Source organism: Halomonas sp. DP5N14-9 (assembly GCF_019802175.1).
Classification (GTDB): Bacteria; Pseudomonadota; Gammaproteobacteria; order Pseudomonadales; family Halomonadaceae; genus Halomonas; species Halomonas litopenaei.
Map to the genome: position 1 here is coordinate 1 of NZ_JAHVHR010000033.1, position 17,778 is coordinate 17,778.

General features: G+C 65.6%; 12 protein-coding genes. 4 read left to right on the top strand and 8 right to left on the bottom strand.

Annotation, left to right across the window (positions count from 1 at the left end):
• Nucleotides 1-285: 285 nt before the first annotated feature.
• The 5 genes from KUW00_RS18965 to KUW00_RS18985 form a co-directional block, all read right to left on the bottom strand.
• Nucleotides 286-3,201: an FAD-binding and (Fe-S)-binding domain-containing protein gene (locus tag KUW00_RS18965; protein ID WP_222569881.1), complete on the bottom strand. Its 2,916-nt coding sequence runs from the start codon at nucleotides 3,199-3,201 to the stop codon at nucleotides 286-288.
• A gap of 85 nt (nucleotides 3,202-3,286) precedes the next feature.
• Nucleotides 3,287-5,350, bottom strand: a complete 2,064-nt coding sequence (locus KUW00_RS18970) for a hypothetical protein (protein WP_222569882.1) — start codon at nucleotides 5,348-5,350, stop codon at nucleotides 3,287-3,289.
• A gap of 141 nt (nucleotides 5,351-5,491) precedes the next feature.
• Nucleotides 5,492-6,148: a lactate utilization protein C gene (locus KUW00_RS18975; RefSeq protein ID WP_108449986.1), complete on the bottom strand. Its 657-nt coding sequence runs from the start codon at nucleotides 6,146-6,148 to the stop codon at nucleotides 5,492-5,494.
• Nucleotides 6,145-7,575 (bottom strand): LutB/LldF family L-lactate oxidation iron-sulfur protein, encoded by a 1,431-nt coding sequence (locus KUW00_RS18980; RefSeq protein ID WP_045992223.1) that lies wholly within the window; start codon nucleotides 7,573-7,575, stop codon nucleotides 6,145-6,147. The genes KUW00_RS18975 and KUW00_RS18980 overlap by 4 nt, the downstream gene beginning before the upstream one ends.
• The gene (locus KUW00_RS18985) at nucleotides 7,572-8,327 is read right to left on the bottom strand and encodes a (Fe-S)-binding protein (RefSeq protein ID WP_045992224.1); all 756 of its coding nucleotides are present in this window, start codon (nucleotides 8,325-8,327) and stop codon (nucleotides 7,572-7,574) included. Before KUW00_RS18985 ends, KUW00_RS18980 begins: the two co-directional genes overlap by 4 nt.
• A 428-nt stretch (nucleotides 8,328-8,755) precedes the next feature.
• On the opposite strand from KUW00_RS18985, the gene KUW00_RS18990 reads away from it, so the two are divergent.
• Genes KUW00_RS18990 through KUW00_RS19000 form a run of 3 tightly spaced genes read left to right on the top strand, consistent with a single transcriptional unit; the run spans nucleotide 8,756 to nucleotide 12,816 of the window.
• Complete coding sequence (locus KUW00_RS18990) at nucleotides 8,756-9,532, top strand: GntR family transcriptional regulator (RefSeq protein WP_045992225.1); 777 nt, start codon at nucleotides 8,756-8,758, stop codon at nucleotides 9,530-9,532.
• Between the two features lie 3 nt (nucleotides 9,533-9,535).
• Nucleotides 9,536-11,431: an ATP-binding protein gene (locus KUW00_RS18995; protein ID WP_222569883.1), complete on the top strand. Its 1,896-nt coding sequence runs from the start codon at nucleotides 9,536-9,538 to the stop codon at nucleotides 11,429-11,431.
• On the top strand, nucleotides 11,428-12,816 hold the full coding sequence (locus KUW00_RS19000) for a sigma-54-dependent transcriptional regulator (RefSeq protein WP_213227304.1): 1,389 nt from the start codon (nucleotides 11,428-11,430) through the stop codon (nucleotides 12,814-12,816). Before KUW00_RS18995 ends, KUW00_RS19000 begins: the two co-directional genes overlap by 4 nt.
• Here KUW00_RS19000 and KUW00_RS19005 read toward each other — a convergent pair.
• The 3 genes from KUW00_RS19005 to KUW00_RS19015 form a co-directional block, all read right to left on the bottom strand.
• Nucleotides 12,780-13,463, bottom strand: a complete 684-nt coding sequence (locus tag KUW00_RS19005; protein ID WP_045992228.1) for a metal-dependent hydrolase — start codon at nucleotides 13,461-13,463, stop codon at nucleotides 12,780-12,782. The genes KUW00_RS19000 and KUW00_RS19005 overlap by 37 nt on opposite strands.
• Before the next feature lie 151 nt (nucleotides 13,464-13,614).
• The gene (locus tag KUW00_RS19010; protein WP_108449989.1) at nucleotides 13,615-14,202 is read right to left on the bottom strand and encodes a gamma carbonic anhydrase family protein; all 588 of its coding nucleotides are present in this window, start codon (nucleotides 14,200-14,202) and stop codon (nucleotides 13,615-13,617) included.
• Nucleotides 14,203-14,243: 41 nt separating this feature from the next.
• Nucleotides 14,244-15,584, bottom strand: a complete 1,341-nt coding sequence (locus tag KUW00_RS19015) for a sodium-dependent transporter (RefSeq protein WP_222569884.1) — start codon at nucleotides 15,582-15,584, stop codon at nucleotides 14,244-14,246.
• Between the two features lie 111 nt (nucleotides 15,585-15,695).
• Between KUW00_RS19015 and prlC the strand changes: the two genes are divergently transcribed.
• Entirely contained in the window at nucleotides 15,696-17,744 is a 2,049-nt protein-coding gene (prlC, locus tag KUW00_RS19020; protein ID WP_222569885.1) for an oligopeptidase A, read from the top strand.
• Nucleotides 17,745-17,778 lie beyond the last annotated feature (34 nt).

Here is a 17,778-nt window from a genome sequence, read left to right on the forward strand (position 1 = left end):
TCCTGCGATGCCGTCCTGGCGACTCCGATCGAGTGGCGAGCATTTTACCGATTTCTCGTTGCCCGTCAAGTGGAGAATTTTTCGAAGACTTGAAAAAGCCTTTTCAAAACAATCACTTTTACCACCCTTAACCGCCTGTGACGTTTGCTCGTCGCCGGCAGCGGATGCGTACTTTACGCATCCCCTCCGCCCTTGGCAATACCCTTATGCAAAAAAGTTCATCGAGCTGTCTTCGGGGCGTCATCGACAGCGGTTCAGGCTTCAGTCACGATCTGGAGCAGGGCCTTACAGCGAGACGGTGCGCTCTTCCGATACGCCCCCTTGAGCAGTCGGCTGACTCGCGCGGTCCAGCAACTCCAGTATGGAGTGATAGGTAAGGCCGGAGTGCTGGGTCATGCCCATCTCGCAGGTTCTCGAATTGGAGACACCAAAGTCACAGCCCGCCACCTGCCCCGACAGATCGCGCAGCGATGAAGCCGTCAGTTCCGGTACGCGCAAGCCCTTGTCGCCGGCAAATCCGCAGCAACTGATACCATCCGGCACCACCACCTCCCTGGCACACGCACGCGCCAGCTCCACGAAGGAGTCGGTCAGCCCCTTGCGATGGCTGGAGCAGGTCACGTGCACCGCCACCTTGCAGTCCAGCGGCGTCACCTCCAGGCGCGGCAACAGGTGGTCATGGGCGAAGGCCACCGGCTCCTGCACCTTCAAGCGCTCATCCAGATGCCCCTCGACCTGCAAGCTGCAAGGACTGGTATCGAACAGCACCGGGAAACGACCGTTCTGGCTCGCGACCAGCAACTCCCGGTTGAGTTCGCGCGCCTTGTGCGTCGCCTCGTTATCCATCCCCTTGGAGGAAAACGCCATCCCGCAACACAGGTGGCCTGGCATTTCGGGAATGATGACGTCATACCCGGCTCTGTCGAGCAGACTCAGTACGATCTCCATCACCGCACGCGCCGAGTCGTCCCGCTTGTCGGCGCCAAACACCCGAGTGGCGCAGGAAGGGAAGTACACCACCGAATCGCGCGGCCCCTCGGCGGACGATGCGCCCGCCGATGGCCGCGACGACTTGAGCACCCGAATCGGGGCGGCGGCGGGTATCGCCGGTATCCACTGTGGGACACGCTTGCCGCTGGCCTTGTGAACACCCTGACTGGCTCGGGCCATCAAAGCGTCGCCGATGATCCCACGCCCCAGGCTGGCCGCACGCAGGCCGCCCCGGGCAATCTTGGTAGCCCCGGAGAAGTGACGCCCGATTCGCCTTGCCAATTCCTGCTTGCCAACATGACGTTCCTGGCGCATGGCGAGCACCATCTCGCCGGTATTGATACCGACCGGGCAGCGCGTCCCGCACATGCCATCGGCGGCACAGGTGACATCGATATCGTAAAGCGCACTCTGCTCAAAGGCATCGCGACGCTCTCGCTCTTCATCGCTCAACTCATCCAGGGCTGCCAGGCGAACTCGCTCGCGGGTCAGCACGATGCGCTGGCGAGGCGTCAGCGTCAGCTCGCGTGAAGGACACACGGCTTCGCAGAAGCCACACTCGATGCAGCGATCGACGATGGGGTCGGCCTCAGGCAATGGCTTCAGATTTTCGAGGTGCAGCGTCGGGTTGCGCGTCAGCATCACATCGGGGTTGAGCAGATGGCCCGGATCGAACAACGCCTTTATCTGCCACATCAGAGCATAGGCCTCTTCGCCCCACTCCAGCTCCACAAAGGGTGCCATATTGCGGCCGGTGCCGTGCTCGGCCTTGAGCGAGCCACCGAAGTCCACGGCTACCAACTGGGCGACATCTGCCATCAGCGCCTGGTAGCGCTCCTTCTCCCCCGGACGCTCAAAGCCCTGAGGGAAGACGAAATGCAGATTGCCTTCCAGGGCGTGACCAAACAGCAGGGCGTCGTCGTAGCCATGGCGCTTGAACGCCTCGGTCAGGGCGGCGACACCCTCCTCCAGCCGTTCGATGGGAAAAGCCACGTCCTCGATCACCACGGTAGTTCCAAGATCACGCACAGCACCGACGGCGGGGAACAGTCCCTTGCGTACCTTCCAGTAGAGCGCGTAGCTGACCGGGTCTTCGGTGAAGGCGATGGGCTCGAGGGTGGTGATGCCTTCCAGCGCCTGGCCGACCTCCTCGATACGCGCCTCCAGCCGAGGCCCATCCTCCTCGCGGACATCCACCAGCAATGCCGTGGCGCCGTCCGGTAGCTCACGCAGCTGCTCCGGCATGCCCGGCTGCCGCTCCACCGAACGCAGCCCCGCACGATCCATCAGTTCCACCGCCGCCACGCCGGTGCCACGCAAGGCGATGGTGGCACGGCAGGCGCTGCCGAGATCCGGGAAGAAGATCAGGGCGGCGGCCTTGCGTGGCGGCTCCGGCACCGACTGATAGGTAATCCGCGTGATACAGCCCAGGGTACCCTCGGAGCCGATCATCAGGTGGGCCAGGATGTCCACACCGTCACGGAAATCCACCAGGCTGTTGAGCGCGTAGCCGGTGGTGTTTTTCAGGCGATACTTGTGGCGAATGCGCTTGGCCAGCTCGAGATCGGTGCGCACATTGGTCGACAGTCGCTCCAGCCCATCGAGCAGGGCCGCATGGCTTTGACGAAAGGCTGCCACGCTGTCGGCATCGGCGGTATCCAGTACCGTGCCATCGAGCAGCACCATGCGCAGGCTGTCCAGGGTCCGATAAGTATTCTGGGCGGTGCCACAGCACATGCCCGATGCATTGTTGGCGGCGATGCCGCCGATCATGCAACTGGCGATGGACGCCGGGTCCGGCCCGATCTTGCGCCCAAAGGGCGCCAGCAGCTCGTTGGCCCTGGCGCCGATAACGCCTGGCTGCAGGTCAATTCTGGCACCGTCATCGAGCACCCTGGCATCGCGCCAGCCACGTCCCAGCTGAATCAGCACCCCATCGGTGATGGCCTGACCGGACAGCGAGGTACCTGCGGCGCGAAAGGTCATCGGCCAGTTGCCCTCGCGGCAGGCGCCAATGACTTCGACAAGCTCCTGTTCGGTCTCCGGCCTCACCACCAGGCTCGGCACCAGCCGATAGAAGCTGGCATCGGTACCGTAGGCCAGCCGGCGCAGCGGATCCTGGACCAATCGCTCGGTGGACAGGCGTTCGGTCAGCATCGCCGTCAACTCGTCGATGGAAATGCTGGGCTTGGTGGTGGTGATGGCCGTCATGGTGCGCTCCCTGTCTGATTATTCGCTATTGCAGCCGTTCAGATACTAAAACGCCACTCCGGAGAGTGGCGTTTGGCGCTAGGGGTTAGCCCCTGACGTCGATCTGGACGATGCCGCCGCCCCCGCCATAGCCGCTGACGGTAACGTCATAGACACCTGGCTCCAGACGGGTTTCGATCAGCGACCCGAGTTGGGTACTGCCACCGTCGTCGTCCTGGAAGAACACGCCCTCACCCTCGAGCTCCAACAGCGTATCCACGGCGTCGGACTGAGTCTCGATGCTGATGACGCCAGCCTCTTCGACCACCAGCTGGTAGTTGAGCCTGCCGCTGGCATCGAGTTGACCGTAAAGGGTCTCGCCGGTGCGAATCTCACCCTCGGAGCGCAGTTCGCCGCTGAAGGGCGTCTGCGACAGGCTCAGCGAGTAGGTGCCGGAGCCACTGAAGCTTCGCGCATCGACACTGTAGGTACCAGCCTCGAGGATCGCGCTGATACGCGAATTGGTACCCGAGCCACCATCGTCATCGCTGGTGTCGATTCCTTCGCCGCGCAGGCCAAGCATGGCGTCGAAGGCGCTGGAGTTCATCTCCAGGGTCACCTCTGCGGCGTCTTCCAGGGTGAAGCTGTATTGATTGACACCGCTGGCCCCCACCATGCCGCGCACCGTGTCTCCCTGCTGCAGCTCACCGCTGTTGCGCATTTCGCCATCGAAGGCAGTGACGTCGGTCTCCAACCGGAACATGCCGGAAGCGACACCCGAGTAGCTTGCCACCTCGATGCGATAGCTGCCGGGCTCGAGCACCTCGCTCAGCCGCGAATTGGTACCACCGCCGCCGTCATCGTCGCTGAGCGACACACCGTTGCCCTCAAGATAGAGCTGGGTGTCGAAGGCAGAGGACGACAGTGCAATCGTCACCTCGGAGGGCTGCTCGATGTCCAGGGTGTAGGCATTGGGTTGAAACCCGCCGGCCATGCCCTGCACAGACTCACCTGGCTCGATGGCCCCTTCGTTCTTCAACTCGCCGTCGAAGGGCGAGGTCGAAAGCTCCAGCGAATAGCCGCCGGACTCGCCCCCGTAGCCGCTGACCACCACCCGGTAGTCGCCCGGCATCAGCACGCTGTCGAGATGAGAGTCGGTACCGCTGCCCGAATCATCGACCTCGATATTGGTCTGGCCGCCGCGTACCCGCAGCACGGTGTCGAAATCGCTGGAGGCGAGCGCCAGATTGACGCTGGAGGGCTCATCGATCTTGAGGCTGTAGGTATTGCTGGAGGAGGCGTCAGCCAGGGTACCGGTGATGCTGTCACCGGCGCGCAGCGGTCCGGCATTACGCTCGCCGCTGGAAAGATCGGCTTGCTGCATCGACAGGCGATAGCCGTCGCCGACGCTGACGAAGTCGTCCTGGCACTCTACGTCCACGCGCTCCTTGACCGGCTGACCAGGCGTCACACGCACCTCATAGTCACCAGGATCGAGGAAGGTCTTCAGAGTCTGCTGGTCATCACCGCAGCGCGCGGCCTTATGCTCGACACCATTGCCACTGAGCACCAGCGATGCGTCAGACGCACCGGCAAGCACCAGAGAGACCTGGCGAGCCTGCTCCAGCGAGAAGCTGTAGCTCGCCGCCTCGCCTCCCAGCGCCCCGACGACGTCCTGGTCGTCGCCCAGCGTCTCGGATGCCTGGGCCTCACTCGGCTTCAGCGAGTAGGGGCCAAAGCCTGCCATGTCGTCGCTGCTGACGACCACCAGCGAGCACCCCTCGGCGGAAGACAGCAACAGCGATGCCGGCGCCTCCTGGGTGCTGCTCGCACCTCCCTGCCACTTGCCGTCTTCGGAATACACCGAGAGGCTGGCGGCAAAGGGTGAATCGAGCCGGTACAGCACACCAGATTCGGCCTCGCCGCAGACCCAGCGACGGTCGTGGCGCGAGCCATCCTTGAGGTTGATCCCGCTTTGCGAGGTCAATTCGCCCTCAATCGCTTCGCCCAGCGCAACATCCGGCGCCTCGACAAACCGCCCGCCCTGGCTACCGCCGTCGTCCTGGCATCCGCTCAGCAAGACCGCCATGGACACCCCGCTGACCACCAGCAACGGGGAAATGGCCTTGCAAAGTGGGCGTTTCGACCCCGGACACTGCTGCTTGGACATGCCTGCCTCCATCAGTTGAATTTCGCTTCCTGCGCCGACAACAGAACATCGCCGGGAACGCACACTATAACCAACTTGCATGACGCGCGTCAGGACGCAAACCACTCCGATGTCGCAGGTGTCGCACGCGAGCACGGTGAATCAGGCGTCGCGCAGGATGACCACCAGTTCTCTTGGACCGTGTACGCCGTAGGCCAGCGTCTGCTCGATATCCGAGGTCTTGCTCGGCCCCGAGATCAGCAGCGCATTGGTCGGCATGGCGCTGGCCCAGCCTTGCCCGGTGACGACATCGAAGAAGGTGTCTTCGACGCTGTCGGCATCGAGCACGGCGATATGCAAAGGCGGCACCAGGCTCAGCAGACGCGGTTCATCCGGGGTCGGCCACAGCCACAGACTGCCGGTCTCGGCGATGGCGCCACGGGTGGACGTAAGGCCAGCCTCGACGCCGTCGAACAGCTCACGCTTCCAGCCCTCGATGTCACGGTCGGCGTCGACCAGCTCGACCTCATGATCCGCCAGGGCCTCACGGGCCTGCTGCGCTACCGGATGCTCCCGGCCCAGCGCCAGGCGCTTGACGCCTTTGTCCGCCAGCACCCTGGCGAGGGTCTCGGTCCAGCCGGCAGAGTCACAGTGAATCACCTCGCCATGCACCGAGGAGATCCAGTGCTCGAAGCGCTCGAGTCGTTCGTGGCGCGACCACTGGCGCCCGGTGACCACGCCGAAGTCGCTGTCGGGGGCCGACAGCGGTCCGCCCTGGCGATCGCGCAGGCGACCCAGAATGTTGTCTCTGGCACTCATTCGCCCTTCTCCTTGCGATGACGCTTGATCAGCGTGTGAAGTGACGTCTTGGCCGGCTTCGGGGCGCTGCGGTACTGCGTCCAGGGCCCCAGGTGGGACGGCGCCAGCGCACGGAAGCTGCCGGCGACCAGGGTAGCGCCTCGCCAGGCTCCGGGATGGGTAGCCAGCCACTGCCAGCTCTTCCATGCGGCGACCTCCTTGCGCGAGCGCTTGACCCCGGCACCGGGCACATTGCCGACGCCGTCGCCCACGGCCTCACGCCGCAGACGCACCAGCAGGTCCGGAATCGGGATCTTGACCGGGCACACCTCACCGCAGGCGCCGCACAGGCTCGACGCCGACGGTAGATCCTTGGTCGCTTCAAGCCCCATGAGGTGCGGCATCAGGATGGCGCCGATCGGCCCCGGGTAGGTGGTGCCGTAGGTGTGACCGCCGACCCGGGTGTACACCGGGCAGTGGTTCATGCAAGCGCCGCAACGGATGCAGCGCAGGGTGTCGAGCAGTTCATCGTCCTGGTAGACCCGCGAGCGACCGCTGTCGACCAGCACCAGATGCACCTCTTCGGGACCGTCGTGTTCGTCGGCCTTGCGTGGCGAGCTGATCATGTTGAAGTAGGTGGTCACGTGCTGGCCGGTGGCAGAGCGCGTCAGCAGGGCGTAGAGCGGCGGCACGTCGGCCAGGTGCTCGACCACCTTCTCGATGCCGGTCACGGCGATGTGCACCGGCGGCGCGGTGGTGGTCAGGCGCCCGTTGCCCTCGTTCTCCACCAGGCACAGGGTACCGGTCTCGGCCACCGCGAAATTGACCCCGGACACCCCGACATCCGCCGTCATGAAACGCTCGCGCAGCTGGGCCCTGGCCGCTGCGGTCATCGCGTCCACGTCGGTGGTGCGCTCGGTCCCGGTGCGCTCGTGCATGATGTCGGAGATTTCGCCAGTATTGAGGTGAATCGCCGGCATGATGATATGAGACGGCGTCTGCTCGTTGAGCTGCACCAGGTACTCGCCCAGATCCGACTCCAGGGCATCGATGCCAGCCTTCTCCAGGTGGGCGTTCAGGTGCATTTCCTCGGACACCATGGACTTGCCCTTGATCACCGAGGACGCACCATGACGCTGACAGACCTCGGTGATCAGCTCGCAGGCCTGCTCGCCATTCTCGGCCCAGTGCACGCGGATGCCATTGGCCTCGCAGTTGGCCTCGAGCTGCTCCAGCAGGTCGGGCAGCTTCGACAGCGCACGTAGCCGGATATTGGCCCCCAGCTCACGCAGGGTCTCCAGGTCCCAGTCGTCGAAGGCCTTGCGACGCTTGCCCATCAGGCCGTCCATCGCCTTGCGGAAGTTGGCACGGATCTGCGGATTCTCCAGCGCCTCGTGGGCCTGGCGATGGAACGCCTCGGGAGTAAAGGTCTGAACAGGCTGGCTCATGAGGTCCTCCGCCACAGATAGGAAGCGATGTGCTCGCCTTCGAGCGTGCTGTCGCGGTGGGCCAGACGCCCGGCGATGTTCATCAGACAGCCACAGTCGGAGGTCACGAAACGCTCGGCGCCGGCGGCTTCGATGGCACGACTCTTGTCTTCGACCATGGCACCGGACACCTCCGGATGGCGCACCGCAAAGGTCCCGCCGAATCCACAGCATTCGCTGGCCCGCTCCTGCTCCACCAGCTCGACCTGGCCGAGCTTGGCCAGCAGCGCGGGGCCGGTCTCGGCGAGGCCCATTTCGCGACGGGCGCTGCACGAGGTATGCATGGCGACCTTCTCCGGCGCGCCTCGATCCTCAAGCGTCAGGTGGCAGACGTGCACCAGGAATTCGGTCAGTTCGAACACCCGATCAGCGACCTCCCTGGCCCTTGCCTCCTCGGGGGTGCCGGCAAACAGCGAGGGATAGTGGGTACGCATCATGCCGCCGCAGGAGCCGGACGGCACGATGATCGGCCAGGGCTCGGGGAACAGATCGAGCTGGGCCCTGGCCACCGCCCTGGCCTCGGTGTGATAGCCCGAGGTGTAGGCAGGCTGGCCGCAGCAGGTCTGGTCGTCGGGGAAGATCACCTCGATCCCTTCCCGCTCGAGCAGCCGAACGGCATCGAGGCCAGCCTCGGGATAGAGCATGTCGATCAGACAGGTTCCGAACAGGTAGACCTTGTCGGGGCGAGGGGGATAAAGCTTGACGGCGGTCATCGCGGGGTCCTCAGGGTCAGGCACGGCAGGACGTTGTCGTTGTTCCCGGTATCAATAGCGGCACAACAGAGGCGAGCAGGCTACCGCTGCACGCCTCGTCTGGACCGCCGGAACCGAGGCCCCCGGAGCATCATCGGTCTTGCCAACGACCGCCAGGGATAGAGTTGGAGTAAATTGGTAAAACCAATTGACAACGCCGAATCTAGGCACAGTAGGTTCGCTCTTCCAGAGTGTCAAACCAGACGCCGATTTTTGCTCGGACTTTGCGCTATACTTTGGTCTATGTCTCGATGGCCGTGAACGTAACAGGTTGATAATTCGGGAAGAACGAGGATCAGAATAGGCAACAGGACAACCTCGTCTATTGGTAATACCAATTAGTTGTCGTTACACTGGCGGCCTCGTTCCCACGTCGATGATAAACCGCCATGGCCTACCAGCCCGTGCGCCAGCCTCGCCTGGCCGATGTGATCACCGAGCGCCTCGAGGCGCTGATTCTGGAAGGCAGCCTGACCCCCGGCCAGCGCCTGCCCCCCGAACGCGAACTGGCCGAGCGCTTCGGCGTCTCGCGCCCGTCGTTGCGCGAAGCGATCCAGAAACTGGCCGCCCGCGGCCTGCTGGTCAGCCGCCAGGGCGGTGGCACCTATATCACCGAGGCTCTCAACAGCGGCTACAGCGACCCGCTGCTGGAGATGCTGTCTCGCCACGGCGAGTTCCACCTGGACCTGCTCGAATTCCGTGACGCCATGGAAGGCCTGTCAGCCTACTATGCGGCGCTACGCTCGACACCCACCGACAGGGCGCTGTTGATTCAGCGCTTCGAAGAGCTCGAGACGTCCTTTCTCGGCGAGGACCCCCAGGGTGAGGCCAAGGCCGACGCCGCCTTCCACCTGGCGATCGCCGAGTCCGCCCACAACGTCCTGTTGCTACACACCATTCGCGGCATCTTCCACCTGCTGGAACGCAGCATCGTCGACAATCTCGCCCATCTGTTCGAGAAGCCGGAGGCACGCCCCCGCCTGATGCAGCAGCACCGGGCACTGCTCGACGCTATCCTCGAGGGGCGCGCCGAAGACGCCCAGGCGCTGGCCCACGAACACCTGGTCTACGTCGAAGAGGGTCTGCTCGAGATGGAGCGCGCCGAGACCCGCTCGCAGCGAGCGCTGCGGCGTGCCCAGGTCATGCCGCCGCGCCGGTCGCGCTAGTCGATGCGACGCTGGTCACGCTGGCTGAATCGCCGCACCCTGGCGCTGGCGCTGGCGCTGGGTCTCGCCCTGGTGCTTTGGCAGAGCGCCACCCTGGCCCGTGAGCAGGCGCTGGCCTCGCTCAAGCGTGATGCCGATACCGAACTCCGGCTTTCCGCCACTGGCCTGACCGGTTACCTGTCACGCCACGAATACCTGCCGGAACTGCTCGCCACCCGGGAAACCGTCAAGCGATACCTGAGCGCCCCGGACGGCCAGGACGTGATGCCACTCAACCGACTGCTCAACCGCTTCCGCAGTACCACCGGCGTCTCCGATATCTACCTGCTCGACGCCGAGGGCACCACCCTGGCGGCCAGCAACTGGCACCGCCCCGACAACTTCATCGGCCAGAACTATCGTTTTCGCCCCTACTACCAGGACGCCATCGCCGGGCACTACGGCCGCTTCCACGGCCTCGGCGTGGTATCGATGGATCGCGGCTACTACTTCTCGGCGCCGGTCTGGCTCGACGAGGTCAATCCCGACGCCACCCCGGCCGGGGTCATGGTGGTCAAGGTCCGCGTCGATACGCTGGAGGCGAGCTGGCAGAGTCCGGGGACCAGCCTGCTGGTGGTGGACCAGAACGGTATCGTGTTCATGGCCAGCCAACCCGAGCTACGCCTGACCTCTCTCACCCCGCTGGCGCCACCGCGCCTGGCCGAGCTGCGCGACTCGCGGCGTTACGCCGATGAAGCGCTGAAGCCGAGCGGCCTCGAGGTCGTCGATCACCTCGCCAACGACGCCAGACTGGTGGGCTTCGACAGCGGCCCGCTGGCGTCCGGGCACTACCTTGGCGTCACTCGGAACTTTCCCACCCTGGGCTGGCAGATGCATATCCTCAAGCCCATGGCCCCGGTGATCGAGGCCCAGTGGCAGGCGATGCTGATGGGGGGTGGTCTATACGGCCTGCTGGCGCTGGCCGGAGGCATCGGCTGGCAGCGCCACCGACTGCGCCGGGAGCGCGAAGCCTTCGCCGAGCGTGAGCGCACCACCCTGGCGCAAGCCCGCGACGAACTCGAGCGCAACGTGGCCAGCCGGACCCGCGACCTGCTCGCCACCAATCGCCGGCTATCCGACGAAATCGAGGAGCGCCGACGCACCGAGGCGACTCTGCGCCAGACCCGTGACGAGCTGACCCAGGCCGCCAAACTGGCGGTGCTCGGCCAGCTCGCCGCCGGCATCAACCACGAGCTCAATCAGCCACTGGCGGCCATCCGCGCCTACGCCGAGAACGCCCGGGGCTTTCTCGCCCGACAGCGCCACGACACCGTCGACGCCAACCTCGGCGAGATCATCGAACTCACCGGCCGCATGGCCGAGATCAGCGCCCAGCTACGCCAGTTCTCGCGCAAGAGCGGTGAGCCGCCAAGCCCGGTGTCGACCCGCGCCTGCCTCGACTACGCCCTGCGCCTGTTCAAGGCACGCCTCGGCGAGCAACAGGTCGAGGTGGTGTTCGACACCCCGGAGGAAGCGCCCTGGGTACTGGCCGACCTGGTCAGACTCGAGCAGGTGCTGGTCAACCTGATCGGCAATGCCCTTCAGGCCATGGCACAGACGCCGTCACCACAGCTGATACTGGGCGTGGCCGCCGCCGATGGCCGCGTCAGGCTATGGGTCGACGACAACGGCCCCGGCGTCCCCGAGGACCAGCGCCGCCAGGTGTTCGAGCCCTTCTACACCACCAAGGCCCCCGGCGCCGGACTGGGGCTCGGGCTGTCCATCTCCGCACGGATCATCGATGATCTCGGCGGCCGCCTGCAGGCCGGTGTCTCGCCTCTGGGCGGAGCACGCTTTACCATCGAGCTGCCCCAGGCCGAGCACGTCCTCCCGCCCCACGATGAGAGCCACGCCACATGACCGACGAAGCCCCCGTGATGATCATCGACGACGAAGAGCACCTGAGGGTCACCCTGGGCCAGACGCTGGAACTGGCCGGCTATCGACCGCTGCCCTTTCCCAGCGCCGAACAGGCCCTGGCCACCCTGGACCGGGACTTCAGCGGGGTGGTGATCAGCGATATCCGCATGCCCGGCATGGACGGCATGAGCCTGCTCAGAGAGATTCGTCAGCGCGACCCGGACCTGCCGGTGGTACTGATCACCGGTCATGGCGACGTATCCACCGCGGTGGAGGCCATGCGGGAAGGCGCCTGGGACTTTCTCGAGAAGCCGTTTCCCGGTGAACGCCTGGGCGAGGTCGTGCGGCGAGGCGTCGAGAAGCGTCGACTGAGCCTGGAAAACCGCTTCCTCAAGGCCGAGCTCGAGGCCCAGCAGACCGCGCCAGGCCCACGTCTGGTAGGGCGCACCCCGGCGATCAAGCGGCTGTCGTCGATGGTCCAGCGCATCAGTCAGGTCGAGGCCGACGTGCTGCTGTTCGGCGAGACCGGCGCCGGCAAGGACCTGGTGGCCCGCGCGATCCACGAGCGCAGCGCCCGAGGCGGCAAGCCCTTCGTCGCCATCAACTGCGGCGCGGTGCCCGAGAGCACCATCGAATCCGAGCTGTTCGGCCACGAGAAAGGCGCCTTTACCGGCGCTGTGGAGCGGCGCATCGGCAAGTTCGAGCATGCCGCCGGCGGCACCGTCTTCCTCGACGAGATCGAGTCCATGCCGCTGGCGCTGCAGGTCAAGCTGCTGCGCGTACTGCAGGAGCGCCAGGTCGAGCGCCTGGGCAGCAATACCCCGGTGACACTCGACATTCGGGTGATCGCCGCCACCAAGATCGACCTCAAGGCGGCCGCCGAGGCCGGCGAGTTCCGCGAGGACCTGTACTACCGCCTCAACGTGGTGACCCTGATGATTCCGCCGCTGCGCGAGCGCCGCGAGGACATCCCGCTGCTGTTTCACCACTTCGCCGCGGTGGCCGCCAGCCGCAGCGGCATGGAAGCGCCGCCGCTGGACGCGGCCGGCGTCACCGCGCTGCTGGCCCACGACTGGCCCGGCAACGCCCGTGAACTACGCAACCTGGCAGAGCGCTACGTGCTGCTCGGCAGCACCTGCGACTACCGCCTCGACGCCTTGATGGAAGGCGTCGGCAGCGACGGTGGCGAGCTGCCGCTGCCCCAGCAGGTGGAGCTGTTCGAGAAACAGCTGGTCAGCCAGTCGCTGGCCCGCCACCACGGCCGTATCAACGAGGTCTGCGAGCACCTGGGACTGCCGCGCAAGACCCTCTACGACAAGCTCAAGAAGCACGCCCTCAAGCCCGACGACTATCGCCAGCGCCCCGACACCAGCGCTACGCCCTGATCGACCAGCCCCTGCAGCGCGTCCCAGGACGGCAGCCAGGGCGCCAGACTCAGGGTCACGCACAGCATCGCCAGAGAGTTGCCGGGATCGCCCCAGTCAAACGGTTTGAAGGCGGTACCGAAGGAACGTTTCAGTCGCGCCCCGTTCAGATCCACGCTGTAAAGCTCATCGAGCAACAGATGGATGGCAAAGCCAAAGGTCAGGGCGCCGCCGTGGGCCCAGGCCATGGCGTCCGGTGGTGCGAACAGATGGTGGCTGAGCGCCGCGGTCGCAAGGCCGCACATGGCCGCGGCCAGTAGCGAGTGCCAAAGCCCCCGGTGGACGGTGAAGCGGGCAAAGATCGCGCCGGCCACATAGCGCACCGCCAGATAGATGGCGCCGCACACCAGCAGCAAGGTGCCGTCGGAGAACCTCTCCTGCAGCATCACCGCGCCGGCCACCACCGCCGGCACCGCCATCAGATTGAAGATCAGCCGGATCGCCTTGGAGCTGTCGGAGTCGATATCGGGGAGGATGCCGCCCAGGGTCGTCAGCGCCAGCATCGGCAGGCTGTCGAGTGCCGACCACAGCCCCGCCTGCCAGCCGCCATGGGCCAGCACCGCGCCGCCGGCGGCGGCCACGCTGAGGTGGGTGCGGAAGTTGGCCATGCCGGGCGGGCTCCTCAAAAGGCATATACTGGATAAATGACCAGATTATCGCCCGGCAGTTCAATAGAAACAATTGGTTGGAAACATACTGGATAAAAAAACACGGACCTGCGCGGGCAGATCCGTGTTCTTCACCACTGCGGCTCTGTCGTCAGCCCTGGGCCGAGACCAGGTACTGATCCTTGAGCTTGACGTAGTTGCCTGCGGTGTAGGGGAAGAAGGCGCGCTCAGAATCCTTCAGCGGGCGCAGCGCCTTGGCCGGGTTGCCGGCGTAGACGTGGCCGCTTTCCAGGCGCTTGCCGGGGGGCACCACCGCACCGGCGGCGATGATCACCTCGTCCTCGACCACCGCCCCGTCCATGACGATGGCGCCCATGCCCACCAGAATCCGATTGCCCAGGGTGCAGCCATGCAGCACCGCCTTGTGGCCGATGGTGACTTCATCGCCGATGGTCAGCGGCCAGCCGCCTTGATTGAAGTCGCTGGCGTGGGTGATGTGCAGCACGCTGCCGTCCTGCACGCTGGTGCGCGAGCCGATGCGAATCCGGTGCATGTCTCCGCGAATCACCGCCATCGGCCACACCGAACAGTCGTCGCCCAGCTCCACGTCACCCAATACCATGCACTGGGGGTCGATATAGACCCGCGCGCCCAGCCTGGGGCTTACGCCCTGCCAGGAACGGATCACCGGATACCCCGGCGTACCATCGTGCGCTTCCGTTGCCACCCTGTCTGCCATCGCTGTCTCTCCTGAAGGTTGTGCGCCGGTCGGTCGCGGCACTACAGCAGACCGCTGAACAGCACCACCAGTACCAGCGGAATCGACACCCAGCGTACCACGGCGCGCCACACGCGAAAGCCATTGGGCCCCGCATCCAGCGCCCGCAGCGCTTCCTGCTCAGGCATCACCCAGGCGGCAAAGATGGCGATCAACAGACCGCCCAGCGGCAGGAATATCTCCGGCGGGATGGTGCTGACCACGCCGAAGAAGTTCATCTCGCCGATCAGCTGGACGTCGCTCAGACTCGAGAACGACAGCACGCACAACAGCCCCACCAGCCATACGCACAGGCCCACCGCCAGGGCGGCCATGCGCCGCGACAGCCCCCAGCCCACCAGGGTCGAGACCATCGGTTCGGCCAGGTTGATCGATGAAGTCCAGGTCGCCAGCAGCAGCAGCAGGAAGAAAAGTCCCAGCCAGAAGGGACCACCGGGCAGCTCGGCGAAGGCCACCGGCAGGGTCACGAATACCAGTCCTGGACCCTCCCCCGGATCCATGCCCTGGGTGAACACCACCGAGAAGATCGCAATACCGGCCAGCAGCGCCACCAGCACATCAAGCACCGCCACCGCGCCGGCGGCGCCAGGCAGGCTCTGGTGGTCGGGCATATAGGCGCCGTAGGCCATCAGCGCGCAGGCCCCCACCGCCAGGGTGAAGAAGGCATGTCCCATGGCGTGCACCAGCACCATCGGCGTCAGCGCCGAGAAGTCCGGGGTGAACAGCCAGGCCATGGCCGGACCGAAGCCGTCCATGGTCACGGCGTGACCGGCCAGTACGATCAGCAGCAGGTAGAGCGCCGGCATCAGCAGATTGTTGAGGCGCTCCAGGCCCTTGGCCACGCCGGCGGCGACCACCACCATGGTCATCACCAGAAACAGAGTGTGGTTGAGCGTCATTCGCAGCGGGTCAGCCAGGAAGGCGTCGAAGCCTGCGCCGATCTGCGGCGCACTCTGGCCTGCGAAGCCTCCGCTGAAGGCCTTGACCATAAAGTCGATGGACCAGCCGGACACCACCGAGTAAAACGACAGGATACAGAACACCGTGAAGGCGCCGAACAGCCCCAGCCACTTCCAGTGGCTCGAGGTGCCGCGCTGACGCGCCAGCTCAGCGAGCGACTGCATCGGGCTGCGCCGACCGGCCCGGCCGATCATGATCTCTGCCATCATCACCGGCAGGCCCAGCACCACCACGAAGCCTACATAGAGCAGCAGGAAGGCGGCGCCCCCGTTCTCCCCGGTGATGTAGGGGAAGCGCCAGATATTGCCAAGACCGACGGCGGCCCCGGTCACGGCCAGGATAAAGGCGCGGCGCGAACTCCAGCGTTCCAGCGTTTGGTTCATGGTCTTTCGGTGTCCAGATCGAGAAAAACGAAGGCCGCAAGACTAGCACATTGAAACCGCCGGCAGTCGCCCGCATTTACTGAACCATTGTCGAATTCCCGAGAGGTGCCCATGTCCCGCAATCCGCTGCTAGAACGCCACACCCTGCCGCCATTCGGCGAGATTCGCCCGGAGCACGTCGCCCCTGCGGTGGACACGCTGCTCGAGGAGCTGCGCGAAGGCGTCGAGAAGCTGGTGGCCGAAGCCGAGCGCGACACCCCCAGCTGGGACAGCCTGGCGGCGCCGCTGGAAGAGATGAGCGATCGCCTGGCCCAGGCCTGGTCGCCGGTATCGCACCTCAACTCGACCATGAGCACACCGGAGCTGCGCGAGGCCCACGACGGCTGCCTCGAGAAGCTCTCCGCCTACAGCACCTGGATCGGCCAGCACGAAGGCCTGTTCCGCGCCTGGCAGGCGCTCAAGGACAGCCCGGCCTTCGCCGAGCTCGACGAGGCTCGCCAGCGCTCGGTGGACAACGCCCTGCGTGACTTCCGCCTGGCCGGCGTCGACCTGCCGGCAGACAAGAAACAGCGCTCGGCGGAAATCCGCACGCGCCTGTCGAGTCTGTCGAGCACCTTCTCCAACCAACTGCTGGACGCGACCCAGGCCTGGGCGCTGGAACTCGACGATGACAGCCGTCTGGCCGGCCTGCCCCAGAGCGCCCTGGACACCCTGGCGGCCAACGCCGAGGCCAAGGGCAACAAGGGCTATCGCATCACCCTGGACTTCCCCAGCTTCTTCCCGGTGCTGAGCTACGCCGAAGACCGCGAACTGCGCCGTGAGGTCTACACAGCCTTCGTCACCCGGGCCTCCGAGAAGGGCCCCAACGCAGGCGAGTACGACAACGCCCCGATCATGGAAGAGACCCTGGCGCTGCGCCGCGAGATGGCCGAGCTGCTGGGCTTCTCCAGCTACGCCGACTACTCGCTGGCGACCAAGATGGCCGACAGCCCCAGCGAGGTCATCGGCTTCCTAGACGACCTGGCCAGACGGGCCCTGCCCCAGGGCCAACAGGAATTCAGCGAGCTCGAGGCCTTTGCCCGTGACGAGCTGGGGCTCGAGGAACTCGCCCCCTGGGATGTGGGCTACGCCAGCGAGAAACTGCGCGAGGCCCGCTACGCCATCTCCCAGGAGCAGCTGCGCCCCTACTTCCCTGCGCCCAAGGCGGTCGCCGGGCTGTTCAGCGTGGTCGAGCGCCTCTACGGCGTGCAGGTCGAGCAGGATCCCGACGCCCCCAGCTACCACGAGGACGTCAGCTTCTACCGGGTGCTCGAGAACGGCCAGCCCATCGCCGGCTTCTATCTCGATCTCTACGCCCGGGAAGGCAAGCGCGGCGGCGCCTGGATGGACGAGTGCCGGGTGCGTCGCCGTCACGGCGTCGAGCTGCAGCTGCCGGTGGCCTACCTGACCTGCAACTTCACCCGCCCGGTGGGCGACAAGCCGGCGCTGTTGACCCACGACGAGGTCACCACCCTGTTCCACGAGTTTGGCCACGGCCTGCACCATATGCTCACCCGCCAGGAGGTGGCCGACGTGTCGGGCATCAACGGGGTGGCCTGGGACGCGGTGGAACTGCCGAGCCAGTTCATGGAGAACTTCTGCTGGGAGCGTGAAGGGCTGGATTTGATCTCCGGCCACGTCGACACCGGCGAGCCGCTGCCCGACGAGCTGTTCGACAAGCTCACCGCGGCCAAGAACTTCCAGTCCGCCATGGGCATGCTGCGCCAGGTCGAGCTGTCGCTGTTCGATTTCCGCCTGCACCTGGAGCCGGCCGCGCCGTCTGCCGCCGACATCCAGGCGCTGCTGGACGATGTCCGCGCCAAGGTCTCGGTGGTACCGCGAGTCGAATTCAACCGCTTCCAGAACAGCTTCGGCCACATCTTCGCCGGCGGCTATGCGGCGGGCTACTACAGCTACAAGTGGGCCGAGGTGCTGTCCGCCGACGCCTGGAGTGCCTTCGAGGAGGCCGGCACCTTCGACGCCGAGACCGGCACTCGCTTCCGCCGCGAGATCCTCGAGCAAGGCGGTGCCAGGGATGCCGCCGAACTGTTCAAGGCCTTCCGCGGCCGCGAGCCGAGCATCGAACCGCTGCTGCGCCACAGCGGCATCCGCGCCGCCTGACCATCCGTCTCGTCGACGCCCCCGCCGCCAGCGG